Below are 25071 nucleotides of genomic sequence, written 5' to 3'. Positions count from 1 at the left end.
GGATTACATCTAAGCCTCTAAAAAACAAGGCGCAGCAGGGCTGTCTCGTAGGTCTCCGATTTCATAATCTTATAAATCTGTCATTATTTTTTTTACTTTTATTTTGAAACCCACTAAAATTTGAATTCGTTTTCAACCACAGTATTTAATTTTTATATCTTCACTTCCTCAATGATGCGCTTTCCGTTAGGATGCAGCGTGACCTTTGGCACGTTGATTGTGAATAGCTCATAAACCCGCGAGCGTCCTTAACCTAATGGATCTTCGCCTTAAATCTTTATATTATGAAAAAACTGATGTACTTGGCCTTTGGCTTTGCTTTATTGTTTACTGCCTGTGAAGGCGATCCTGGACCTCCGGGACCTCCTGGGTTTAATGGAGTGGACGGCGGATTAATTGTATCTTCTGCTTTTGAAATTGTCATCGATTTTAATGAAGATAACGATTATCAATTTACTGAATCTTATGGATTTGACGTACTTCCGTCTGACGTTACCTTGGTCTATATTAGATGGGAAACTGATAATGGTCAAGATGTATGGCGCTTGTTAACACAGTCTGTACCTTTTGATGACGGCGATTTGGTCTATAATTATGATTTTACCCAGACCAATGTTCGTTTTTTCTTAGATGGCACCACTAATCTCAGCACCTTGGGCCCTGAGTGGACCGACAATCAAGTGTTTAGAGTGGTAGTAGTTCCTGCTGATAATGTTGACGGCATGGATTTCTCTGATTTTAATGTGGTCTCTGAAAGTTTACAACTCAACGATTTTGAGGTAAGATAATTTTTCAAGCTTACTTAGTAAAAGTCCGAAACATCATGTCTCGGACTTTTTTTATGGCTTCTTCTAAAATATGGAAGCAAAACCCTCACAAAATGTATCTTTGTGACCTCTAAAATAGCTTAACATATGGAATGTATCTCGGTATTTGATATGCTCAAAATTGGTATTGGCCCTTCTAGCTCCCACACCCTAGGGCCGTGGCGCGCTGGCGAACGTTGGATTGCGCAGCTCAAAAAAGCCAATCGGTTTCACAAGGTGGAGCGTATTAGCGTAGACCTTTATGGTTCTTTATCGCTTACCGGCAAAGGACATGCTACCGATTATGCCGTGCTATTGGGATTGAGCGGTGCCGACCCAGAGCGGATTCCCGTAGATACCATTGATGTGATTATCGCCTCCATTAAAAATACCAAAGTGCTGCTCTTTAATAATGAGCACCCCGTGACGTTTGATATGGCTACAGACATCGTCTTCCATAGAAAGTTTCTTCCCTTTCATGCCAATGCCCTCACCTTTACGGCTACCATTAACGGCCGGAAGCACAAAGAGACCTTTTACTCTATTGGCGGTGGCTTTGTGGTGCAAGAAGAGCGTAAAATCTCTAAACAGAACAAACATATTTTTTACTGCACCTTCCCCTACCCTGTAGAAAACGGTGTGCAGTTATTGAAATTTTGCGAACAGCTGAAATTGCCAATTTCAGGCGTGGTTTTAGAAAATGAAAAGTCCATTAGAGATCAAGAAACCATTGACTATGAACTAGAGCGCATTTGGAACACCATGTTAGAGTGCATGTTTGTGGGCTGCCATACCGAAGGCAATCTTCCTGGTGGTCTTAATGTAAGGCGTCGTGCCTATGATATTCACAAGACCTTGATTAGTGATGATTTGCCCTTTGAAGATCCGCACGAATGGATGGAAACCATTCGTTCTACAGAGGTCAAGTTTCGACAAATTCTAAAATGGGTGAGCTGTTTTGCGCTTTCCGTTAATGAGGTCAATGCGTCTTTAGGGCGTGTGGTTACAGCACCTACCAACGGTAGCGCCGGTGTGATTCCTGCAGTACTCATGTACTATTTGGTGATTGAAAACCATGAAGCCGATTTTGAACACATCAAAAAGTTTCTACTTGTGGCCAGTGAAATTGGCAGTATCTTTAAAAAAGGCGCCACCATATCGGCAGCTATGGGCGGTTGCCAAGCCGAAATTGGCGTGTCTTCTGCCATGGCCGCAGGGGCGTTGACCGAACTGTTGGGCGGTACTCCAGAACAGGTATTGGTTGCTGCGGAAATCGCCATGGAACACCATCTCGGGCTTACCTGCGACCCTATTGGTGGCTTGGTACAAATCCCGTGTATTGAACGCAACTCCATGGGCGCCATTAAGGCCATAAGCGCTGCAGAACTGGCTTTAGATACCGATCCTAAAAACGTAAAAGTGCCTTTGGATAAAGTCGTCAATACCATGTGGGAAACCGCTAAGGATATGAACACCAAGTATAAAGAGACTAGCGAAGGCGGTTTGGCAGTTGGAGTGAACATGAGTGATTGCTAGACTTCTGACACTCACTTACGAACGCCTAGTAACACTGTACTGTTTTAATTGGACGCCCCACAAGATTGGAACTACTCACAATCGTTATGGCGGGTATCTACCACATAGATGATGTTCCAAGTGCCTTCTTTGCCATCTGGAATATCATTGGTTTTGTATAACTGAAAAGAGTTGACGCCACAGTGGTGCAAGCTACCGCCAAACCAAAATTGATACGGCGTCCAGGCATGTGCCATGTTGCCATCGACCTGAATGTTGTAATTCAAAATTTTCTCTTCAAAAGATTGTGTTGCTGGTATGGCCAATATCGATTTTAGAAACGTATCAAAGTTTGTAGTGGTTAAACTGGAGGAGCCATCCTGTTGTTTGCCAACAGACTGCATCTTGATCTCTTTTGAGACGGCACTTAACATCAGCACACTATCCTGTTGGTGAAAGCCTTTAAAAAATTGCTGGATGGTTGCTTTTACTTCCGCCTCGGGAGCAGATTGGGAAAAGGATGCCCAACTGAGCAAGCATAGTACGGTAAGGCTCAATAATTTCATAGTTTTAAGATTTCAGTAGTGCTATAAATTTAGTGGTTTTAAGCCTTGATTTGGAACAAAGTTTCTGAAAATCTCTGTATTTTTACGGTTCATAAACGAAGACCGCATGAGTACCGCAAAAAAAGATTACAAACGAATCACTGTCAAATCCCTCGTGGAAATGAAACAGCGTAAAGAAAAGATCTCTATGCTTACCGCCTATGATTTTACAATGGCAAAGATTGTAGATAGCGCTGGTGTAGACGTGATTTTAGTGGGCGACTCTGCAAGTAACGTGATGGCAGGCCACGAAACCACCTTGCCTATTACCTTAGACCAAATGATCTATCATGCCTCTAGTGTGGTACGCGCTATAGAACGTGCTTTGGTGGTGGTGGATTTGCCCTTTGGAAGTTACCAAAGTGACCCTAAGGAGGCTTTACGCTCTGCCATTAGAATCATGAAAGAATCGGGAGGTCATGCTGTAAAAATGGAAGGCGGCAAAGAAATTAAGGAATCCATAAAACGCATCATCAATGCAGGAATCCCTGTGATGGGCCATTTGGGATTAACCCCACAGTCCATTTACAAATTTGGCACTTACACCGTACGTGCCAAAGAAGAGGAAGAAGCAGAACGCCTTAAGGAAGATGCCTTGATGCTGGAGCGGATTGGGTGCTTTGGGATTGTGTTGGAAAAAATACCTGCGTCACTTGCCGAAGAAGTCGCAAAAAGCGTCTCTATTCCTGTTATTGGGATTGGTGCCGGTGCCGGCGTTGATGGCCAAGTGCTCGTGCTACACGATATGGTGGGGATGACCTACGAGTTTCAACCGCGTTTTTTACGCCGCTATATGAATCTCTATGATGACATGACCACGGCCATTTCGCAATATGTAGATGATGTGAAAACTGTAGATTTTCCCAATAAGGAAGAGCAGTATTAGTATTGAGTACAACGCATTAAGTATCAAGAATTAAGAATTAAGAATTAAGAATTAAGTCTTTTTTACAACACAGCCTGTGACTAAAGTCCTTTCAAATAAAAGCAACCTCCAAGTACTTTACGAAGACAATCACATCATCATCGTCAACAAACGGGCAGGTGATATTGTACAAGGTGATAAAACGGGAGACAAGCCCTTGAGCGATGTTGTAAAAGGCTACTTAAAGGACAAATACAACAAACCCGGCAATGTGTATTTGGGCGTTGTACACCGATTAGACCGGCCAACTACAGGCATTGTGATGTTTGCAAAAACCAGCAAGGCCTTGCCCAGATTGAATAAACTATTTGCCGATAAAAAAGCAGACAAGACCTATTGGGCACTCGTAAAACAGCTTCCTGCAAAACCAGAGGATACCTTGGTACATTGGCTAAAAAAGAACCCTAAAAACAATAAATCTTACGCTTCTACCACGGCTACTGCCGATGGTAAAAAAGCGATTTTACATTATAAGCTCCTCAAGGCGCTAGACCATTATTTTTTATTGGAAGTCGCTTTAGAAACGGGACGTCACCATCAAATACGCGTACAGCTTTCCAGCATTGGCTCGCCTATTAAAGGCGATCTAAAATATGGTTTTGACCGCAGTAATAAAGATGCCAGTATTAGCCTACATGCGAGACAGTTGGAGTTTGTGCATCCTGTTTTCGACGAAAAGATACAGGTCGTGGCACCACTGCCAGAAGATGCGGTTTGGAACGCCTGTTTGGATTAACACCCCAAATAGGATAATCAACCCTAATTTTCAGCTCTTAAATTACCAAACCCTGAGTATTAGTTCTTGATTCTCAAATCTTGACTCCACAAAAACCAGTGAGATCAAGTCTAAACATTTCGTATTGATGATTCCCTTAATTTTCCTTCGGAAACGGATAAGCCAAACGCAGCGTTGTGCCTTCTTGAGGTGCAGACTTTAAGTGGTAATTGGCACCAATTAACACGGCTCGACTTTCCATATTGATCAAACCAGAGCCTTTTTCGGCAGAAACGGGATCAAAACCCACACCATCATCTGAAGCGGTAATCAGCAGTTGTGCTTCCTGAAAATCGAGCATTACGGTCATGCTTTCGGCCTCGGCGTATTTCACGGCGTTAGAAAAGAACTCCTGCAAGATGCGAAACAGTACCAGTTCATGCGGCCTGTGCGCTAATGGATGCGCATCCCCCTCAATCTCTAGCGTTGCGGTAGTAATAGACATGCGTTTAAGGCGGTTCAGCTCGTTTTGCAAACTGTCCACAAACCCCATATTCAACAAAACGTCGTTATTTAAAGATTTAGAGAGTGCCCTTACTTCCTCTAGACTGTCTGCAACAATTTTTGTGGTTTCCTGAAGCTTGCTTTGTGCCTCGGGATTGATCTTTGCGCCCAGCATACCCAACTGCATTTTGGCATAGGCAAGCAATTGCCCCACATTATCATGAAGCTCTCTGCCCACATGCTTTAGGGTTGCTTCTTGAATTTCGGTTTGCGTACGCGACATCTCAGCATCATAAGCCTTTTGCTGTGCGATTTTATCTAACAACAGCTTGTTTTTTCGCTTTTGAAAGGACACAAAAAAGATGATCACCATTACGGATAACATCAGCACCACAAAGGTCATATAACCGATTAAGGCTATTTCTTCCTCATTGATTATCCCCTCTTGGATAATGGATATAAAAAACCGAATATAAAACATGAATAGGTACAGATATTTATAGTTAACAGTAAAGACCTTCTAAACGAAACAAAATTAGTATTCATTGTATAAAAAAAGGAATCAAAAATAAACAAAGGAGTTACACATAAATACCAGAGCATCAAGGCTATACTTATATAAAATGCAGGAAGCTTATAGTACGTTAGCAACTGATCACTTCTTAATAACTCCACAAAATATAAAACCACATAAATGCAAATGGTAACCGTACCGAAAATGAAACTGTAAGGTAAGGATTTTACGAAAAAAGCATCTGTCACTATAAAAAACACGAAAGCAAAGCCACTGTAAGCTAGAAACACCGCTCTTATGATGGTTTTAAACACCCGAGAACTCATTAAATTTGAGTAAAACAAGCCCAACAGACCAATAGCCAAGAAACTGTAAATATTGTAAAGCCAAGTATTGGAACACAACACACTATTCTTTAAATCTATAAACCAATTTAAATCATAGTTGTTTAAGAACAAAAAACCATAAAGACCTAATAGCTCAATGCAAACCGTTACCCATAAATAATACACGAAAATTTTTACAACTGGATTATTCACTTTGGAAAGATAATAGCTACCCGAAAGCGCAGCTAATATCTCCATAAAACTTGTAACTATTAAATCAAAGTACAAAAGAAAAAAGTTGACGTATTATATTTATTGGGGATAGTTGGCACTAGGCGGCATACCACTTCCTCCATGATTCAATCCATCGGCCCCAATGATATCGTTATTGGGTCTACGCAATTGGTCCTCTTCAGCACCATCCGTATCTGCTGTATTGGCGTAACCCGTAGGCACCATAAACATGGTGGTATATCCCTCTCCCGTTGGGTCGTCAGGGTAGGCACCCAGATAAATACGTATGCCATTCATCGTGTAATTAAGGTTTGAAGCTTGGTGATCGGCATAATCTAAAAAGCTTTTTATCTCCTCTGTAGAAAACCAAACGGAGCGGTTGTCTCCTCCAGGACGTGTCACTATAGTGCTGCTAATTAACTGATATCTTGGGTCATAGGCTTGATCAAGCGTCATGGCATCCCTAGGAGTTATCAAACCACTTGGTGCCGGAGGCGTTGTGGGCAGCATCCCATCATCATCATCGTTTTTGCAACAAATCAAGTACATCGCTAGACAACCTAGCAAAAAGCCGAGAATCAATACTAAGATATTTTTCATTTTAGTTGGTTTTAAACATCTGGACTAATGTATTTAAAATTTTAACATTATCGGTAGTTCCATGACTTAAATTAATCATTTTCTTACTTACCCATCCATTTCAACCGAAATTGATCACCAATCTTCTTTTGAGACAGCCTATCTATGGCTTGCTCACTTAGCTGCAAAACTCTAGGATAGCCTCCCGTAGTTTGGCAATCTCTCATCAAAATCACCAACTGCCCAGAAGGCGTTAACTGCACTGTCCCCGGAAGTACCAATGAGGTGATACAGCTCTGTAATTCGTTTTCGAGCGTTTCATTGAGCTGGTAGGCCATGCGGTTGCTGTCTTTAGAAACACTGTAGCTTTGAGACATTAGGGTTTCGGCCTGCGTCTTACTGAGACGGCTAAATTCTGGCCCCGGAAAAACGGTTAAGGTTTGTGTATTAAAATGTTCGGGCGGTAGTTTTATTAGGGCTCGATTAGAAGCCTTCTCTTGCACGTTTTGATTAATTGGAAGCCGATCTCCTTTTTGTAGCTTAAATGCGGCTGTAATGTTTGCATATTGGCTTCTGCTGCCTAAAACAGTTTCGGTTCGGAATCCGCCAGCAATTGCCAAATACCCTCTGGCGCCATTGAGGCAAGGGCCTATGTGGAGCACATCGCCAGATTTGAAGCTCAGCGCCTTGTGTTGCTCAACGGGCCGCTCGTTAATCTTTGGCCCACTCTCTGCACCCGATAAGCAAATAACGGTGTCTTTGAGACATTTAAGCGTTGGTCCCAACATGGTGAACTCCAAGACCGCCGCATCCATAGCGTTATCTAAGATAAGGTTGGCCATCTTTGCCGAATACGCATCCATAGCCCCAGAGTGCGGTACGCCAAATTGCTGAACGCCCTTGCGTCCTAAATCCTGAATGCTATCATAAAGCCCAAGTTTTAAAATTTCAATCATAAAACACCTCGCTTTTTAAATGATACGTGCCTTGCTCCACGGCTTTAGATATGGCTTGATGGGTCTTGAGATCGATCTCATAACATTGCACCTTATCACCGGCCTTTGCAAAACAGGGCGGATTTTGGGTAGCATCAAAAAGCTGTAAGGGGCAATTGCCAATAAGTTGCCATCCTGCTGGGCTCGCATTTGGGTAAATGCCCGTTTGTGATCCGCCAATGGCAACCGCCCCCTTTTTGATCGCTGCTCTCGGTCTTTTTTTTCGTGGCATGTGAAGTGCTTCATCCAAACCTCCCAAATACAAAAAGCCGGGTAAGAAGCCAATGAAGTACACCGTGTAAATGGCTTGGCAATGCCGTTGAATGAGTTCGGGAATTGGCAATTGTTTTCCTTCGGAAATTTCAGCTAAATCCAACCCGAAATCCGCATGATAACATACAGGGATTTTCCAGAGTTGTTGCCTTTCTTTGTTGACTTCAACACGCTGCTCATACTGCTCTTTTAAGGCTGAAACTGCACTATTGAGGTTATCAATAGTGTTATGATAAATCACTAACAATGATTGATATGCATGGTTTACCTCAATAATTTGTTTAACACCATGATCAAGGAGTCTGTTTTTGAATGACAGCACATCTTTTAAGACGGCCTCGCTAATTTCGGGAGGCCATTGCACCAAGATAGCACGTTCGGAAAAGCGATGGTAGGTTAGGTTGTAATTGATCATGTTCTATGGTGCTATCTCGATGATTTCAGTGTTAAATGATGATCTAAGTAGTCTAAAATTTCTAGGGCATTTTGATGGTCTCCATGCACACAAAAGGTCTGCGCCTTGAGCTTCACCTCTACTCCATTTATGGTGGTAACCTGTCCTGTTTTCAGGATGTGGTTGACCTGTTCAAAAACCGCTTTAGGCTCAAGGATCAAGGCTTCTGGATTAGATCGAGAGACCAAACTCAAATCCTCATTATAATGACGATCTGCAAAAGCCTCAAACACGACTTCTAGACCGCTGGCCAAGGCCAATTGCGCTATCACAGACCCATAAGGCGCATAGAGCTTGAGACGAGCATCACAATGACTTACCGCCTTGATGACCGCTTGAGCCGTTTGCTCATCTTGAGCTGCCAGATTATAAAGTGCTCCGTGAGGTTTTACATGATTTAAAGACAAGCCTTCTGCTTCCGCCAAAGTCTTAAGTGTTTCTATTTGCGTGATGAGCGTTGCTGTTAAGGCCGACGGCAACAAATCCATAGGCTTTCTTCCAAAGTGCTCCCGGTCTGGAAAAGAGGGATGCGCCCCGACATGCACTTGATGTTGTTTCGCCAAACGCAACACCTTTACCATGGTTTGCGCATCACCCGCATGACCGCCACAAGCAATGTTGCAGGAAGATATATACGGCATGAGCTGGGCTTCATTATCGAGCCCTTCACCTAAATCACAATTAATATCTACTTGGTTGTTTTTCAATAGTATCACTTTGATATATATTTAGTGCATCTTTGTTATCATTCAATCGTTTCTAAACAATTAAGTGTCTGATTGTCAAAATATCAGATGACTTCAAATACTTTTAAAATACTTTTAAAATACTCTTCGCGCCTAAAAATATAGCGATTCCCAAGATAATAAAACCAAAACTGTTTTGAAGCTTTGTGTTTCTATAATCGCCCAAAACACTCACTTTGTTCATCACCCAAAGCAAAAAAGCTGCAATAATTGGGAGCAGCAATCCGTTGGCCACCTGGGCGAACTTAATGATTTCTATAGATTTAAAGCCAATAGACGAAAACAGAACCCCTAGCCCCAATACCAGCATCCAAACCATCCTAAATCGTCGGGATTTCATATGAGACTCCCAGCCCAAACACCCCGTTGCTACGTAGGCTGCAGCCAAAGGCGCCGTAATAGCACTGGTAATTCCAGCAGCAAAGAGCCCTAAAGCCAATACATATGTTGCAAAGGGACCAAAGAGCGGCTCGAGGCTTTTCGCCAAATCTGCCGCATTAGACACCTCAGCAACCCTTACAGCCGATGCCGAAATAATGATACACATAGAGACCAGACCTCCCAAAACCACAGCGACAATGGTATCTCTTTTGGCATATTTTAAATCGGATACCTGATGCCATTTCTCTTTTACCAAAGCGGCGTGTAAAAATAAATTATAAGGCACAACGGTGGTGCCCACCAATGCAATAACCGTTAGTATATTGGCTTCGGAATAGGTCGGAATAAAGATGCCTTTTAGAATTCCCGAAAGACTCGGCTTGGTCAACAGTGCCGTAATCAAAAAGGCCAAACTCATCAAAATAACGAGTGTCACCAAAGCACGTTCTAGGATTTTATAATTTCCTATATATAACAAGATGAAAGAAATAGCCCCTATTAAGACACTTAAAGGATTAAGTTGCGCTCCTGAGAGATGCCACTCCACATTCCCCGTAATGGTTTCCAAACCCAGCATGCCGCCACTGATATTTCCGGCTTCATAAGCAGCATTACCAATAACAATTGCCGAAATCAACAAGACCATCATCGCGACTTTAGCCAAGGGATGTGTTACTTGACTTCGAATTACCTCAGCAAGCCCTTTTTGAGTGACCAAGCCTAAGCGAGCAGACATCTCCTGGAGCACCACGGTAGCGATGATGGACAGCAACATTGCCCAAAGCAAGGCAAAACCGTCATTCACCCCTGCCAACGTGCAGACCGTTACCGTTCCCGGCCCAATAAAAGCCGCCGCAACCAGTGGCCCTGGACCAATATGCCTTAACCAGTGTTTACTCACCCGGCACGGAATTTAGCGCATAAATAGCGAAACTCCCCAGCCAATGTCCGCCCTCATAACTATCTCCCACCACATTAGGCAAGGCATAATTAATATGCTGGTTGGCTATATTTTGAAGATGCTGATACTCTGGGAGATCCTTAGCGATTTCGTTTAAACTCCAAGCCCGTGAAAAATTAACGCCATCTAAATGCACCAACTTGCCATCACTGCGGTCGCTCACTTCCCCTACAGACAGGGCAAAGTCTTTGTTTTTTAAATCGGGCAAAAACTGAGACAACCAAGATTTGAAGTCCGCTGTAGGAAGCACACGCTTCATAAGCGCAGCCTCTTCCAAACAGGGCGACAAGAAATCAAAACCACCCGGCTCCCAAGACATGGGACAGTCTTGATCGTTACTATAGAAATCCTTGGCACGCTGTTCAATCAACGCCTTTAACTCCTGTTTCTCTAAGGTTTTAGCATAATCATAAGCAAATGAGAGTCCGAATGCCGTATTGGGATGCTCTCCCACACGAATGGGGTATTTTAATTTTGGTAAGAACTCCAAATATTTGTCAACTACCAGCGCCGTTAGTGGCTCCAGATTACGCTCTAGCACTCTCGCTATCGGCGCATCCCAAGTATGCAGCTCTTCAGCCAATTTCAACAACCAAGCCCAGCCGTAGGTACGCTCGTAGCTGCCGTTGTAAGTCCCTTCAAAATAAGCAACCTCTGCCTTGATATGAGCTTCGGAAATGTTCTGAAGCAATAGGGTCTCAATGGTCTGACGCTGCTCTAACTCCGGAAATTGTTTGAGCAAGCTCACCAAACTCCAATGCCCATGAACCGCAGAATGCCAATCAAAACAACCATAAAAAGCAGGATGGAGCTGTTTGGGGGTTTGCAAATCTTCCGGCGAGCCTATGGTTTGATTGAGCTTATTGGGATACTCCGTTTGAATACAATCTACAGGAAGTTTCGATAAATTAGTTGCTTGTTCTAAATTGATTTTAGGTGTGTTGTGTGTTTCCACTTCAAGTACTACTTTATTATTGTCTTTTTGTTCTTTTTCCGAAGAATTACAAGCGAAGAGGCTTAGCAAGACGACAGACGCCAAGAGTTTTTTCATGTAAGGTTGGTTTTTTTATGGTCACTGATTGGTAAATATATCAAACCGAAATTAAAAGTGAGCTAAATCATTTCAGTCTTTACCAATCGGTTCATTCATTAGGAAGCTATTCGATAATCACATTGGAAGTCACATTAGCCCAACCACCCTTCCCGATCCATACTTCGGTTAATCACCTCCTTATCTATTAAAGGTTGGCGCATCATTTCTAAAACTTCCCTTTTAAACTTTGGCAATTCATCCAAAAACAAAAAACCACTGTGGAATATTGAGATTTCAACAGGTTGTGGATTGCTTCCCCCGACAACCAAAGCTACATTTTTGAACAAATTATTTGAGTGGATATTAAGATAATTAATCATAAAAATTTACATTTCAAAATACAGGTTTATATTTACACTTTATTTTTGAAATTATAAATATTTGATTATCAGAATATATTCATTAAATTCAATAAAACAAATTATATATTATTTAGGAGTGGAGATATTAAAAAAAACGTTAAACCAAATAAAAGAATATTTGCCATTAATAATTCTAATTCCAACTATGCTAGGCGGAGTTTGGCAAATGATAAATTTAATGAATTTGGATTTGACCTATATTAGATTTTTTTCCGTTTCTCAATTAGTTGCAGATGGTCTTTTTGTTTTGATACTCTTACCAATAATATGGGGGTTGCCAATCTTTTTGCTTTTTGTTATCTATAAGCTAAATAAAAAAGGATTTGGCACAAAGTCTACCTTCTTCTCAACATTAGCCATGAGTCTTATAATATTAATTTATTTTATAATTTTCATATATGAAATTCTTGAATTTGGGGGAATATTTAAGAATCCCTCTACTACAGAAACGTTAGTTTTAGTTGCTATACCTATAATTGCCTATTATTTATATAATTTTGATTACAAGTTATTAAAGTGTAAATCGTCAAATTGGAGAACTTTATTTACATCTATACTATTCATATATTCTAAAGTTACTCTAATTATTTCCATTGGTATATTTTTTTTAATCTCAATAAGATATATTAATAGTATATATATGAAAAATAGAATTCCTGAGAATTTTGTAAATACACAAATTTTTGAAAATAAAATGTATGAAAAATATAATTTATTAGTAGATTACTACCATATTGCATATTTCAACGACCAGTATATTTTTGTAAAGTACCATCCATATAAGATGATGCCACATTTCATTCCTCTTAACGAAGACTATTTCTACGGTGTTTTGGTGTTGAAAATAGATGATTTTTTTCCAACAGAAAAGTTTGAACTAATGAAGGATGAGCTTTGATTCATCCCAACCATCCTTCCCGATCCATACTTCGGTATTGAATGGCTTCGGAAATATGAGCGCCATTAATTACTTCGGCAGCCTCTAAATCGGCAATAGTGCGGGAGACCTTTAAAATGCGATCATAAGCCCTAGCCGATAGATTTAGACGCTCCATGGCCGTTTTTAAGAGCTGTAGTGACTGCTCATCCAGCTTGCAGTGCTTCCGCAGTTGCTTGGTGTTCATTTGCGCGTTGTAATGCACGTTTTGGGAGTCGGCAAAGCGTTGGGTCTGAATTTCCCGAGCCGCAGTCACCCGTTTCCTGATATCTACCGAGGATTCCCCCTTACGGTCATCAGACAATTTATCAAAAGGCACCGGTGTGACCTCAATATGAATATCAATACGATCTAACAACGGACCAGAGACCTTGCTTAAATACCGTTGCATTTCGGCAGGAGACGATCTTACAGGAGCACTAGGATCATTAAAATAGCCACCAGGACTCGGATTCATACTGGCTACCAGCATAAACGATGAGGGATAGGTTACTGTAAATTTAGCCCTAGAAATGGTCACCTCCCGATCTTCTAAAGGCTGGCGCATGACTTCTAGCACCTCACGTTTAAACTCTGGCAATTCATCTAAGAACAGAACTCCATTGTGCGATAATGAAATTTCACCCGGTTGCGGGTAACTACCACCGCCCACCAAGGCGACGTTGGAAATCGTGTGATGCGGACTGCGAAACGGACGTTGCGCCATGAGCCCTGTATGCTCCTTGACTCTACCAACAACTGAGTGGATTTTGGTAGTCTCTAAAGCTTCATGCAAGGTCATTGGCGGGAGAATGCTGGGCAAACGTTTGGCCAACATGGTTTTTCCCGCTCCGGGCGGACCAATTAAGATGATGTTATGACCACCAGCCGCAGCAATTTCCATACAGCGCTTGATGCCTTCCTGGCCTTTGACGTCACTAAAATCAAATTCTGGGAAATTGAGGTTTTTGTAAAATTCTTCTTGTGTATTGATGATGGTTTGCTCGAGCGATGCCCCTTTATCAAAAAAATCAATGACCTCCTTGATATTTTCGATGCCATACACTTCCAATCCGTCCACTATGGCAGCTTCCTTTGCATTTTGCTTTGGAAGAATAAAGCCCTTAAACCCCTCTTCCTTCGCTTTTACAGCAATAGGTAAGGCTCCTTTAATGGGCTGCACATTGCCATCTAAGGACAGTTCGCCCATAATGAGGTATTTCTCTAAATCTTCGGCCTGAATTTGATTGGTCGCTACCAAGATACCAATGGCAAGCGTGACATCATAGGCGGAACCTTCTTTACGTAAATCGGCAGGCGACATGTTGATGATTATTTTTTTACTAGGAATCTTAAAGCCATTATTTTGAAGTGCCGCAGCAATCCTAAAATTACTTTCCTTAATGGCATTATCGGGAAGCCCAACAAGATGATAGCCCACACCATTATCCACATTAACCTCAACGGTGATGGTCGTGGCTTCTACCCCAAATACTGCGCTTCCGAAGACTTTTTTAAGCATATGTCATTGATTTGCTTAAATGTAGCAATATTAGAGGCGAAATCATAATTTATGATATGAGGAATATTAGGGCGCCTGCTCTTTTCTGCTAAGGTCAAAAATTGCGGAGCACACTAGTTCGCCTCCATTTGAAATTGCTCTGTATCTAAAAAATTCAGGACATCAATTTTATATAATTGAGTTGAGGGTGTTACAGAATAATCGTCCTCAAAACAACCTCCAACAATATAGAGCGCCTCTTGGTCTGCAAGTAAATCTGCATCAACCACGCTTACCTTGATTTTATAATGTTTTAGGCTTTGGGTAGTGACATCATAAGTTAAGAACAGTTCTTTTTGATAGATATAGATTATATTGTTTAAATATGCCAACGAGGCGTTTTCTAGATTCATAGGTATGTCCACCAGGGTGGTCCATGTACTTGTTTCCAAGTCGTAGGATTGTATTGCTGACTTCTCTTTTTGACTCACCCTAAGTACCAATATCTTATCATTTACCAACACACCCTTGATCTCACCAGGCTGACTCAAACTTCCAAATTTGAACCATTTATCCGTTTTAGTATCATAGATATGCATGGCATCTGTATAGCTTTTCTCACCGCTATCACTCTGTGAAATTGACCCTCCAGCAGTAACGATATAATCACTAAACCCCAAAGATTCAAAATTAATAGCGTGATGTGAACTAGATGCTCTTGATGTTACTTCACCAGTGCTGATGTCATAAATTTCTATCGATTCTTCTAAAAGATCTTTCTTTTTATTCAACGACATCTTAATTCCCCCAAGCACATACAATTGATTACCAACAATACTTACATTATGATACGCTCTTTTTTCAAACTTATCTTTTTGAATGTCCCATGCATCTTTTTTGAGATCATAAATTTGCAAACTGCCATCAAACTGGTAGTAAAAAAAATTAAAACGCATCGCCCTTATTAACTGCGCTAGAGATGCTTGAGGATCCATAACGCCTTCCACAAAGGCTCTTTTAAGATTGTCATCTACTTTTTGCGCATTACCGGCAACAACATAAATTTTGTCGTTATAAAGAATCGATCCAAAACCGTGCACCCCTTTTTTGAGAGGTGCCAATTTCTCAAACTTCAGACTACGTCTTAGTTGCTTTTCTCCACTAATATAAACGTCATCCAGATCCTCTGTCTTTCTTAAAAGCTCAACTTTATAATCGCTTGCTTTCAATTGCGACAAAGACAATGATTTGGTGACGTACCCAATTATTGAAAACCTAAGCGTATCTGATTTTGAAATAATTTTTGATGCGTTGAACTCATACTTGCCATCAACGTCTGTTGCAACGCCTAGCGCTTTGCTTTTTAAATAGATGTTGACATCTTCTAAAGGTTCATTCGTGGCCGCATCAAAAACATATCCCACAAGGTTTTGACCATTGGAAACGCCATAAAAAAGAAAACATATCAAAAACAATCTCATAAAGATAGACTTAGGTTAAGCTCATAGACGCTAATTACATCTAAAGACTAAAGATAGAAAACAAAAGCAACAGCCACCGCTGCTTTTAATGAAACTTTTGAATTTGAGGGAAGCCATCTTTCGAATAGCCTTTCTCCCGAAATTAAATAATTGACAAAATATTGAACTAAAAATTTATATATCTTCGTTTTTCTAACTAAGATCTAATGAATTTTACCAAGCGTCTCGGTCTCATTTTAGGGCCCATTCTTTTCTTTTTAATTTTAAGCTTTTTTAGACCCGAAGGGCTATCGCCCCAAGCCAATGCCGTTTTAGCATCTACTGCATGGATTGCCGTCTGGTGGATCACCGAGGCCATCCCCATTGCCATTACCGCATTGCTTCCCATTGTACTGTTCCCATTATCTGGAGCTTTAGACCTGTCTACAACCACAAGTGCATTTGGCCACAAGTACGTCTTTCTTTATCTCGGGGGCTTTATCATTGCCATTTCTATTGAGAAATGGAACCTACACCGACGTATTGCCCTTAACATCATCAATATTATTGGTAGTGATGTGCGTAAAATTATTTTAGGGTTTATGGTAGCCACTGCCTTTTTATCTATGTGGATCTCAAATACCGCTACCTCTGTGATGATGCTACCTATTGGCGTGGCCATTATCAAGCAGCTCAAAGATAACCCCAACACCAAGGCTGATGAAAATCAAGTTTTCGGGAAAGCACTCATGCTCGCCATCGCCTACAGCGCCTCTATTGGCGGCTTAGGGACCTTAATAGGAACCCCACCAAATTTAGTGTTAGCCGGTGTGGTTTCTGATATTTACAACTACGAAATTACCTTTCTGCAATGGTTCATGTTTGGGTTCCCAATCTCTATCGTGCTCTTATTTATCTGCTGGAAATACCTCACACGTTTTGCTTTTAAATTTGAACAAACCGAGTTTCCTGGTGGCAAACAAGAAATCAAACGGTTACTGAAAACCTTAGGAAAAATAAGTTATGAAGAAAAAATGGTCTCCCTTGTGTTTGGGGTTACTGCGTTTTGCTGGATCACCCGGTCTTTTTTGCTGCAAGGGTTCTTGCCCGCATTAGATGATACGATTATCGCCCTGTTTTTTGCGATTGTTTTATTTTTAATTCCTTCAAAGGACAAAACCGAACGACTTATCAATTGGGAAGAAGCCGTGAAACTCCCTTGGGGCATCATCTTACTATTTGGCGGCGGTATGGCTTTGGCTCAAGGATTTGAGACCAGCGGATTGGCCGCTTGGATTGGAGGCCAGATGACCAGTTTTGCTGGCGTAACCACCATTCTACTTATTTTCTTATTGATTGCTGCCGTTAACTTTTTAACCGAAATCACGTCAAATCTCGCCACCACAGCCATGTTATTGCCCGTTTTGGCACCAATGGCCATAACAGTAGACTTACACCCCTTTGTGCTTATGGTTGGCGCTGCAGTCGCGGCCTCTTGCGCATTTATGCTACCTGTGGCCACACCACCAAATGCCGTTGTTTTTGGCTCAGGGTATTTACGAATTCCAGATATGGTGAGCAAAGGCCTGGTGATGAACATCATATCCATCATCATATTAACACTCTTTGTGTATTTTGTGCTTCCTGAACTTTGGGGAATTGCCGTAGAGGGATTCCCAGAAGCATTGCGAACCTAATTAAACCGTTTTAAAAGAGAATGTCGTTTTGTTTTCGTAACGGTCACCGGGCTCCAATAACGACGAAGGAAAAGCATCTTGGTTTGGCGCATCGGGATAGTTTTGGGCTTCAAAACAGATCGCCGGGTAAGCGGAATAGACCAAACCTTCCTTAAATGATAGGCTACCAAAGGTTTCTGGAGTAAATACAACTAAGGCAGGCTGATTGGTATCTACCGTCATTTCTATCCCTGTTTCTTCGGATATGAGCCTTGCACAGTCCTGTTGGGACGTTAAGATAAACGTATCGTCAAACCCCTTAAAGTCGGTTCTTCCTAATTTGGAAAGCACGCTTCTATCCATTTCAGAATCTATAGAAGTTAAGATCTTTCCTGTAGGAACCGTTTGAGAATCCACCTCAAGAAACTGATCGCTTTGCACTTGAAGCTGATGCCCCAGTACCGATCCTTTTCCGTTAAGGTTAAAATAGGCATGATTGGTTAAATTAACAGGTGTGGTACGATCTGTTTCTGCACGATAGGTGACGATGAGCGCATTGCTATCCAAAAGCTGATAGGTAACACTCGCTTTAAGATGTCCGGGATAACCTTCTTCCAAATGCGGACTCTCATAAGACAAGGTCATCATTGGATTATCATCCCTAACCACCGTATCAAAATCCCAATACCGTTTATCAAAGCCATCAAATCCGCCATGAAGGTGTATGTCTTGACGTTGCGTAAGCGGATAAAAAACGTGGTCTATCGAGAATCCGCCACCAGAAATCCTGCCGGCATAGCGCCCAATGGAACTCCCAAGACAGCGGTTGTCTTCCAGATAATCGCTTTTAACGTAATCTAATGGCGAAGACAGCCCCACCACAACCTCGGTCAAACTGTTTTGCTTATTAGGTACTTTTAAACTCAAGATGGTGGCTCCAAAATTGGACACATGGAGCTCCATACCGTTTTTGTTTGAAATGATGGCGGTTTTTAGGCTGGACATTTAGTTTTTTACAAATTTAACGACTTGCTTAGTTGATTCAGATTCAATATTTAGAAAGTAAATACCACTATTTAAATCTTCTACATTGATGATAGTACTAGAGGTCAAACCGCTGCGCTTAATAGATTTAAGTAATCGCCCGTTAACATCAACAATAGTGACATGGTTGATGCTTCGATTTCCCTTAACGGTCAAATCTGATTGCGCAGGATTTGGAAACACATTAAAACTATGAGTATTGACGTTAGTCAAAGATAAGGTTTCTACGATTTCGGTTGTTGCCGTATTGGTAATGATTGGAGGATTAAAATCAAAATAGATATCTGCAGTATTATAAAAAATATCTCCTAAAACCACATCGGCATTGGGCTTAATCTTGTAAGCAATAAAACCGTGAGAATTTGGCTCATCATTATTGCTATCAGGCAGATTGATATTATTAAAAACAAAACTCACTTCACTTCCGTTTAAGATCTCTACTCTACCTTCATGACTCATGGTTTCTAGCTGCATGGTCGTCCAATCTAGCTTATTGTCTAAACTATTTTCAACTCGTACATTGATTGCACTGGCCGTTCCTGTATTTTGAAAACGAATTAAATAATGCAAGTATTTATCTGCATCTTCCAAAAGAATTTGTTCTCCTTCCAGGCATTGGATATCGTTCGGGTCATAAGAACCTATGACGGTTTGCTCTATAGTAAAGGTATTATCATCTTCAGTTTCGTCTCCTGATAAGGGATTTATGGTTGCCGTAGACATTAAAATATCATTAATGCTTGTTGTTGGTGGTGCAAATACGTTAAAATCTAAATCTATAATTCTCGTTTCGAAAGGGTTTAAGTCTGTAAAATCGAAATTTAAAGTGCTTGCAGATTGCGACGTAATCGTTTCACTAGACGTTAGGAATTGTAGTTTAGAATCGTCAAACTCAAAAGAAATCGAACCACTTAGTTGAGTTGTACCAACGTTATTGTAAACTAATTGATGTGTTGTGTCGAATCCTGGTCTGGGTTCGTTTATTGCTGGGTAGATTGCGATATTTAGGTCATTTACTTCTATTAATTGCCCTACACTAAAGTCTATAGTATCTGTATCTCCAATTTCTGCAAAAAATGATTGTTGGGAAGCAGGTGTAAAGCTCATATATGAAGGTAAATTTAAAACAACACTTGTGAAATCACCTTGATTTACCGCTATCTGATAAGTACCATCTTGTTGAGAGAAGGTAGAGAAACTATCACTTATGTTAGTCGCATTGACCAATACATTAGAAATAGAAAAATTAGCAGAACCATAATTGTATGTAACAGTTCCATTGATTTCATTTCCTAAAACACCTAAGTTTTTAAACCAGGCTATTTTATCATCAAATGTTGATGCCGAAATTACATCAATGTCTCCATCATTATCAATATCATTGAGATTGACCACTTTGGCACCTTCTGCGTTAAATGAAATAATCTGCTCAGAACCAAATGAACCTAAACCATCTGTATTTTCATACCAAGCTATTTTATCATCATTTCGTGAAGCAGAAACAACATCTTTATCACCATCATTATCAATATCTTCTGCATAGACTGAACTAGCTTCATCTGCATTAGTGGTAATAATTTGTTCTGGACCAAAATCACCTAAACCATCTGTGTTTTCATACCAGGCTATTTTATCATCATTACGAGAAGCCGAAAGGACATCAAAGTCGCCATCACCATCAATATCTTCTGCAAATACTGATTCTGGACTAATTGCATTAGTAGTTATAATCTGTTGACTACCAAAATCACCCTGTCCACTAATATTTTCATACCAAATAATTTTACTATCACCGTAAGATGATGCTAACACATCAAAATCACCATCTCCATCTAAATCTTTTGCTTTAATTGATGTAGGACCGTTTACATCAGTTGCAATAATTTGTTCAGTACCAAATGTACCTTGCCCATCAATATTTTCATACCATGCAATATTAAATGATGATGCTAAAACAACATCTATATCACCATCTAAATCTATGTCTACACCAATAATAGCTCCGGGATTTTGTACACTATTTGAAATTATTTGTTCTGTTGAAAATTCGCCTTGACCGTTGGTGTTTTCGTACCATACAATTTTATTATCAGCATTAATAGAACAGAATATATCCATATCGCCATCAGAATCTAAGTCTGCACTAAATACTGATCCTGCACTACCAAAACCTACTGGAGCAGACACTATAGCTACAACATTTTGAGCGCTAAATTCTCCTAAGCCGTTAAGGTTTTCAAACCACGCAATCTTACCATCACCATAGGAAGATGAAATCACATCTATATCTCCATCACCATCAATATCAACTGATTGCATCGACCATGGACCTGATATATTTGACACAATCAAAACCTGTTGTGAGAAACTGCCCTCTCCATCTAAATTTTTATACCATGCAATTTTATCATCTTCTCTAGAAACAGAAATAACATCATTATCATTATCATTATCTAAATCTTCAGCAAAAACAAATTGTGCTTCATTTGCTTGATCTGTAATAACCTGTTCTCCTCCAAAATTACCTAATCCATTGGTGTTTTTATATAACACAATTTTATTCTCTGTTTCTGATGAAGATAGAACGTCAATATCTCCGTCGTTATCAATATCAATGGCAAAAACAGATTTAGCTCCATCAATATTAGTGGCAATATTTTGTTGCGTGCCAAAATCACCCAATCCATCTAAATTTTCAAACCAACCAACGGTGTCATCAAATTCTGATGCAAAAACCACATCATTATCATTGTCACCGTCTAAATCGGCAGAAATTATTCGTGCACCATTAATCGTCGTAGATATAATATTTTCTGAACTAAAAGAACCTAATCCATCAATGTTCTCATACCACGCTATTTTATCATCATATACAGATGAAGAAATTACATCTATGTCTCCATCATTGTCAATATCTATTGCATATACACTTTCAGCACCATTTGCATTAAGAGATATAATTTGTTGCGAACCAAATGTCCCTTGTCCATCAATATTTTCATACCATGCAATTTTATCGTCTTCTCTAGAGGCAGAAAGCACATCTATGTCTCCATCACTATCAAGATCTGCGGCAAAAACTGATATTGCAAAATTTGCATTAGTACTAATTATTTGTTGTGATCCAAAACTACCAAGTCCATCTGTATTTTCATACCATGCTATTTTGTCATCTGATAAAGAAGCTGAAAGCACATCAACATCACCATCATTATCGATGTCTACCGCAAAAACCGATCGTGCACTATCAGCATTTGTAGTAATTATTTTTTGAGAACTAAAATTGCCTTGTCCGTCAATATTTTCATACCACGCAATTTTATCGTCATCTGCCGAAGCTGACAATAAATCCATGTCTCCATCACCATCTAAATCAGCTGTAAAAACCGAATATGGCGAAGCAACGGAGTTTGAAGGACCGGTAATAACATTTTCCTCAAACCCAATCTGCCCAAAAGAAAACTGCAATCCAAAAACAAAAACTAGCGCTACGTATAAATTTTTCATATATCAAATTTTCTATTCTACTAAGAAACTATTTTTATGGGTATTTACAAATTCCCAAGCTCGCTTTTCGTTGTAGTAAATATTATTCATCTGAATAAACCCAACATGCCCCCCATATTTAGGCATTTCTAAATATAGATTGTCATTGTGTTTTGCCGCTTTTACAGGGTAACATTCTGAAGACAAAAAGGAGTCATTGAGTGCATTAATTATTAAGGTAGGCACTTCAATATTTTTTAAGAATTGTAAGCTGCTCGATTGCTCGTAATAATCTGCTGCATCCTTAAAACCATGGGCTTTTGCCGTATAAAACTCATCAAATTCTCTTAATGTTTTAATTGAAGCAATCGCTTTTTCATTTAGTTTTTCAGGAAAATGCTTCATTTTAACCCTGAGTTTATCTAAAAGGTGTTTTCTAAAACGAGTGGCAAAAGCCCTATTTTTCATTTTATGCAATTCGCTGGCAGAACCATCCAAAAACACAGGTACTGATACGGCAATCGCAGCCTTGATTTCTTTGGGCACTGCCCTGCCCTCGCCCAAGTATTTGAGTGTGATATTTCCGCCGAGACTCACGCCTTTTATATAGATGTTGGCGTAGCCTTTTTGCTGAATGCAATGCTGTACCACATCATCCAAATCATCGGTAGCTCCAGAATGGTAACTTCTATAAAACCTATTATCTTCACCACTACAGCCTCTAAAATTGACACAAACCGCATCAATCCCGTTTTGGTTGAACAATTTAGCCACACCGGTTACGTATGGGCGCTGTGCATGCCCTTCTAAACCATGCAATAAGATAATGACGCTATGAGATGGTTTTGAGGCGAAGCTCCAATCTAAATCGAGAAAATCTTTATCACGTGTCTCAATGCGTTCTCGCTCCTGTTTTAAGTTTACTTTTCTAACCAAACCCGAGTACACGGTGGCCATAAAGCCGTTTTTAAATTGGAACGGTGGTTTGTAGGTGGGTTCTAAAATTGGCATTGGTTCATGTATCGGTTGGCTGTGGCACTAGTTGGCAACAAGAGGTCAATGCTTTTTTAATGTGGTTTGAACCTCTTGTTCTATGTTCTTTTGAGTCTCTAGACAGCGCTTTAATTGGTTTTTAAAACTGAAAACTCAATAGAAGAATCATTATACACTTTATGAGTCTGGGTTTTAAAATCTTCTGCTTTTGCTTCGAAGATATTGTCTACATAGGTTTGTGGATTCACATCTATATAAGGAAAAAAGGTACTTTGTATTTGTATCTGAATTTTGTGTCCTTTTTTAAAGGTGTGACATACATCCTGTAATTTGATGTTCACTGCCGTTTTTTGATTGGGCACAAAAGGCTCTGGAGCACTCATATTGTTTCTAAAGCGCCCTCGCATGACTTCGCTGCGCACCATCATGTGGTAATTGCTTAGTTTGAGATGATCTTGCACATCTGCCGTATTTTCGGTATCACCAGGAAAAACATCAATCACCTTCACAATCCAATCGGCAGCAGTGCCGGTGGTTGCCACGTTTAGCTTGGCCATAATCTCTCCAGCTAAGGTGATCTCGTTCTCTAAAATCTCGGTTTCAAAGACCAAGACGTCTGGGCGTCTGGCGGCAAAACGTTGATCATCTGTCATAAACTTTCTTGGCGTAAACACCATTTTAACATCTTCGGAATACGGCACTGGCTTTTTAGGATCACTCACAAAGTCTGATGTGGCGATCATGCGGTTGGCCTGCTTGGTCAATTTTTGATAAGGCTGCATGAAGTAACTTTCTTTACTAGCGTTTTTTGGAGGCCATGTTTCAAAACTTACCCATTCTTTTTTACCGGTATCAAACATTTGGGCTTCTGGCAAGTCTAGCGCTTCCTTAGTATCACCTTTTAGAAAATGGTTAAAGAATTTGGTCTCTATGTTCTTTTGAAAACTATCAGAAATACTGTCTCCAAAATACATGTTTCCAATCACTTGTCGGTCAGACGTTCTAGCCCAATCGCCATGACTCCAAGGGCCGAAGACGACGATATTAGAGTTATTACTATTCGCTTCAATGCTTTTATAGGTTGAAAACGGACCATATAAATCCTCTGCATCAAACAATCCGCCAACAATCATGGTTGCAGGTTTTACCTTTTTTAAGTGCTGGATGATACCACGACTTTGCCAAAATTCATCATAATTGGGATGTGCTTTAATTTGATTCCAAAACACATTCTCATCACCATAATAACTGTTTAAATTACTTAACGGACCCGCATCTAAGAAAAATTGATATTGATCTTCGGTAGTTATCTCCGGAAATTGATACCAAGCCTCTTTCACAGGGGTCTCTTTCATATATCCAAAAACAGAAGTTGCTCTCCAATAACTCAGTAAAAATGCGCCATTGTGGATAAAATCATCAAAAAAGAAATCGCCTATACAAGCTTGCGGAGATGCTGCCTTAAGCGCAGGATGACCTGATAAAACTGAATAAGTGGCATAAAACCCTGGGTACGAAATTCCCCAAGTCCCTACCTTGCCGTTATTATTTTCAACGTTATTGACTAACCATTCAATAGTATCGTAAGTATCACTGGCCTCATCAAATTGTTTTCCTTTTTTATTGGGAATAAATGCTCTCATATTATCATAAACCCCTTCACTATTCCATCGGCCACGCACATCTTGATAGACCATGATATTGCCTTCTTTCATTAAATAGCGATTAGGACCTATGTTTTCCTTAAACTCACCTTCACCATAAGGCTTGCAGCTATAAGGCGTTCGCATCATGAGCATTGGGTAAGTTTGCGACCTGTCTTTGGGCGAATAAATTGTGGTGTGGAGCTTGATGCCATCCCGCATTGTAATCATGACCTCCTGCTTGGTGTAGTGGTCTTCAACATTATAAGTTTCTGTTTGTTGGGTGACCGCATCTTGAGCAAATACGGGATGTAATGTAAAGATTACAGCGAATACGTAAAAGTAAATTGTTTTCATAAGCTAT

At 40.3% G+C, this 25071-nt stretch carries 20 protein-coding genes and 1 pseudogene; 6 read left to right on the top strand and 15 right to left on the bottom strand.

Annotated features, from left to right (window positions below; all coding sequences use genetic code 11):
- Positions 1–284 precede the first annotated feature (284 nt).
- Complete coding sequence (locus P176_RS0116510; protein ID WP_026755746.1) at positions 285–788, top strand: hypothetical protein; 504 nt, start codon at positions 285–287, stop codon at positions 786–788.
- A gap of 126 nt (positions 789–914) precedes the next feature.
- Positions 915–2342: an L-serine ammonia-lyase gene (locus tag P176_RS0116505; protein WP_026755745.1), complete on the top strand. Its 1428-nt coding sequence runs from the start codon at positions 915–917 to the stop codon at positions 2340–2342.
- 71 nt (positions 2343–2413) lie between these two features.
- Here the strand turns inward: P176_RS0116505 and P176_RS0116500 are convergent, their stop codons facing one another.
- Positions 2414–2887, bottom strand: coding sequence for a hypothetical protein (locus P176_RS0116500; RefSeq protein ID WP_026755744.1), 474 nt, complete (start codon positions 2885–2887; stop codon positions 2414–2416).
- 106 nt (positions 2888–2993) lie between these two features.
- Between P176_RS0116500 and panB the strand changes: the two genes are divergently transcribed.
- Together panB and P176_RS0116490 are read left to right on the top strand one after the other, a co-directional pair.
- Positions 2994–3812 carry a 3-methyl-2-oxobutanoate hydroxymethyltransferase gene (panB, locus tag P176_RS0116495; protein ID WP_026755743.1) on the top strand — a complete coding sequence of 273 codons (819 nt, stop codon included), beginning with the start codon at positions 2994–2996 and terminating at the stop codon, positions 3810–3812.
- Positions 3813–3888: 76 nt separating this feature from the next.
- A complete protein-coding gene (locus P176_RS0116490) occupies positions 3889–4587 on the top strand; it encodes an RluA family pseudouridine synthase (RefSeq protein WP_026755742.1) in 699 nt (232 codons plus the stop codon).
- 136 nt (positions 4588–4723) lie between these two features.
- On the opposite strand, the gene P176_RS0116485 is transcribed toward P176_RS0116490, so the two are convergent.
- The 8 genes and pseudogenes from P176_RS0116485 to P176_RS0116445 all read right to left on the bottom strand — a co-directional run.
- Positions 4724–5551: a sensor histidine kinase gene (locus P176_RS0116485; RefSeq protein ID WP_081820739.1), complete on the bottom strand. Its 828-nt coding sequence runs from the start codon at positions 5549–5551 to the stop codon at positions 4724–4726.
- Between the two features lie 671 nt (positions 5552–6222).
- Positions 6223–6744 (bottom strand): hypothetical protein, encoded by a 522-nt coding sequence (locus tag P176_RS0116475; protein ID WP_026755739.1) that lies wholly within the window; start codon positions 6742–6744, stop codon positions 6223–6225.
- An 83-nt stretch (positions 6745–6827) separates the two neighbouring features.
- Positions 6828–7679: a biotin-dependent carboxyltransferase family protein gene (locus P176_RS0116470; protein ID WP_026755738.1), complete on the bottom strand. Its 852-nt coding sequence runs from the start codon at positions 7677–7679 to the stop codon at positions 6828–6830.
- A complete protein-coding gene (gene pxpB, locus P176_RS0116465) occupies positions 7672–8406 on the bottom strand; it encodes a 5-oxoprolinase subunit PxpB (RefSeq protein ID WP_026755737.1) in 735 nt (244 codons plus the stop codon). Before pxpB ends, P176_RS0116470 begins: the two co-directional genes overlap by 8 nt.
- An 11-nt stretch (positions 8407–8417) precedes the next feature.
- Entirely contained in the window at positions 8418–9152 is a 735-nt protein-coding gene (gene pxpA, locus P176_RS0116460) for a 5-oxoprolinase subunit PxpA (RefSeq protein ID WP_026755736.1), read from the bottom strand.
- Positions 9153–9255: 103 nt separating this feature from the next.
- Positions 9256–10473, bottom strand: coding sequence for an Nramp family divalent metal transporter (locus P176_RS0116455; protein WP_026755735.1), 1218 nt, complete (start codon positions 10471–10473; stop codon positions 9256–9258).
- Positions 10466–11584, bottom strand: coding sequence for a DUF2891 domain-containing protein (locus P176_RS0116450; RefSeq protein ID WP_026755734.1), 1119 nt, complete (start codon positions 11582–11584; stop codon positions 10466–10468). The genes P176_RS0116455 and P176_RS0116450 overlap by 8 nt, the downstream gene beginning before the upstream one ends.
- A gap of 173 nt (positions 11585–11757) precedes the next feature.
- Positions 11758–11907 (bottom strand): annotated as a pseudogene (locus P176_RS0116445) (ATP-binding protein); the annotation flags it as partial.
- 100 nt (positions 11908–12007) lie between these two features.
- On the opposite strand from P176_RS0116445, the gene P176_RS0116440 reads away from it, so the two are divergent.
- The gene (locus tag P176_RS0116440; protein ID WP_026755732.1) at positions 12008–12886 is read left to right on the top strand and encodes a hypothetical protein; all 879 of its coding nucleotides are present in this window, start codon (positions 12008–12010) and stop codon (positions 12884–12886) included.
- A gap of 1 nt (position 12887) precedes the next feature.
- Here P176_RS0116440 and P176_RS0116435 read toward each other — a convergent pair whose 3' ends face one another.
- The gene (locus P176_RS0116435; protein ID WP_026755731.1) at positions 12888–14426 is read right to left on the bottom strand and encodes a YifB family Mg chelatase-like AAA ATPase; all 1539 of its coding nucleotides are present in this window, start codon (positions 14424–14426) and stop codon (positions 12888–12890) included.
- A gap of 113 nt (positions 14427–14539) precedes the next feature.
- Positions 14540–15886: a carboxypeptidase-like regulatory domain-containing protein gene (locus P176_RS0116430; RefSeq protein WP_037349004.1), complete on the bottom strand. Its 1347-nt coding sequence runs from the start codon at positions 15884–15886 to the stop codon at positions 14540–14542.
- Between the two features lie 206 nt (positions 15887–16092).
- Here P176_RS0116430 and P176_RS0116425 point away from each other — a divergent pair, with 206 nt between their 5' ends.
- On the top strand, positions 16093–17562 hold the full coding sequence (locus P176_RS0116425; protein ID WP_026755729.1) for a DASS family sodium-coupled anion symporter: 1470 nt from the start codon (positions 16093–16095) through the stop codon (positions 17560–17562).
- On the opposite strand, the gene P176_RS0116420 is transcribed toward P176_RS0116425, so the two are convergent.
- From P176_RS0116420 to P176_RS0116400, 4 genes are all read right to left on the bottom strand, one after another.
- Complete coding sequence (locus tag P176_RS0116420; RefSeq protein WP_026755728.1) at positions 17563–18546, bottom strand: aldose epimerase family protein; 984 nt, start codon at positions 18544–18546, stop codon at positions 17563–17565.
- Positions 18547–22092, bottom strand: coding sequence for a T9SS type A sorting domain-containing protein (locus tag P176_RS0116415; protein ID WP_026755727.1), 3546 nt, complete (start codon positions 22090–22092; stop codon positions 18547–18549).
- Between the two features lie 12 nt (positions 22093–22104).
- Positions 22105–23082: a YheT family hydrolase gene (locus P176_RS0116410; protein ID WP_026755726.1), complete on the bottom strand. Its 978-nt coding sequence runs from the start codon at positions 23080–23082 to the stop codon at positions 22105–22107.
- A 110-nt stretch (positions 23083–23192) separates the two neighbouring features.
- The gene (locus P176_RS0116400) at positions 23193–25064 is read right to left on the bottom strand and encodes a CocE/NonD family hydrolase (RefSeq protein ID WP_026755725.1); all 1872 of its coding nucleotides are present in this window, start codon (positions 25062–25064) and stop codon (positions 23193–23195) included.
- Between the last annotated feature and the right edge of the window lie 7 nt (positions 25065–25071).

The organism is Sediminibacter sp. Hel_I_10 (assembly GCF_000688335.1).
In the GTDB taxonomy this organism is placed as follows: domain Bacteria; phylum Bacteroidota; class Bacteroidia; order Flavobacteriales; family Flavobacteriaceae; genus Psychroserpens.
This window is presented reverse-complemented; position numbering and strand designations above follow the sequence as displayed.

Coding starts and splice junctions, on each gene's coding strand:
- P176_RS0116510 (WP_026755746.1), top strand. CDS start 285: ATGAAAAAACTGATGTACTTGGCCTTTGGCTTTGCTTTATTGTTTACT.
- P176_RS0116505 (WP_026755745.1), top strand. CDS start 915: ATGGAATGTATCTCGGTATTTGATATGCTCAAAATTGGTATTGGCCCT.
- P176_RS0116500 (WP_026755744.1), bottom strand. CDS start 2,887: ATGAAATTATTGAGCCTTACCGTACTATGCTTGCTCAGTTGGGCATCC.
- panB (WP_026755743.1), top strand. CDS start 2,994: ATGAGTACCGCAAAAAAAGATTACAAACGAATCACTGTCAAATCCCTC.
- P176_RS0116485 (WP_081820739.1), bottom strand. CDS start 5,551: ATGTTTTATATTCGGTTTTTTATATCCATTATCCAAGAGGGGATAATC.
- P176_RS0116475 (WP_026755739.1), bottom strand. CDS start 6,744: ATGAAAAATATCTTAGTATTGATTCTCGGCTTTTTGCTAGGTTGTCTA.
- P176_RS0116470 (WP_026755738.1), bottom strand. CDS start 7,679: ATGATTGAAATTTTAAAACTTGGGCTTTATGATAGCATTCAGGATTTA.
- pxpB (WP_026755737.1), bottom strand. CDS start 8,406: ATGATCAATTACAACCTAACCTACCATCGCTTTTCCGAACGTGCTATC.
- P176_RS0116450 (WP_026755734.1), bottom strand. CDS start 11,584: ATGAAAAAACTCTTGGCGTCTGTCGTCTTGCTAAGCCTCTTCGCTTGT.
- P176_RS0116435 (WP_026755731.1), bottom strand. CDS start 14,426: ATGCTTAAAAAAGTCTTCGGAAGCGCAGTATTTGGGGTAGAAGCCACG.
- P176_RS0116430 (WP_037349004.1), bottom strand. CDS start 15,886: ATGAGATTGTTTTTGATATGTTTTCTTTTTTATGGCGTTTCCAATGGT.
- P176_RS0116425 (WP_026755729.1), top strand. CDS start 16,093: ATGAATTTTACCAAGCGTCTCGGTCTCATTTTAGGGCCCATTCTTTTC.
- P176_RS0116420 (WP_026755728.1), bottom strand. CDS start 18,546: ATGTCCAGCCTAAAAACCGCCATCATTTCAAACAAAAACGGTATGGAG.
- P176_RS0116415 (WP_026755727.1), bottom strand. CDS start 22,092: ATGAAAAATTTATACGTAGCGCTAGTTTTTGTTTTTGGATTGCAGTTT.
- P176_RS0116410 (WP_026755726.1), bottom strand. CDS start 23,082: ATGCCAATTTTAGAACCCACCTACAAACCACCGTTCCAATTTAAAAAC.
- P176_RS0116400 (WP_026755725.1), bottom strand. CDS start 25,064: ATGAAAACAATTTACTTTTACGTATTCGCTGTAATCTTTACATTACAT.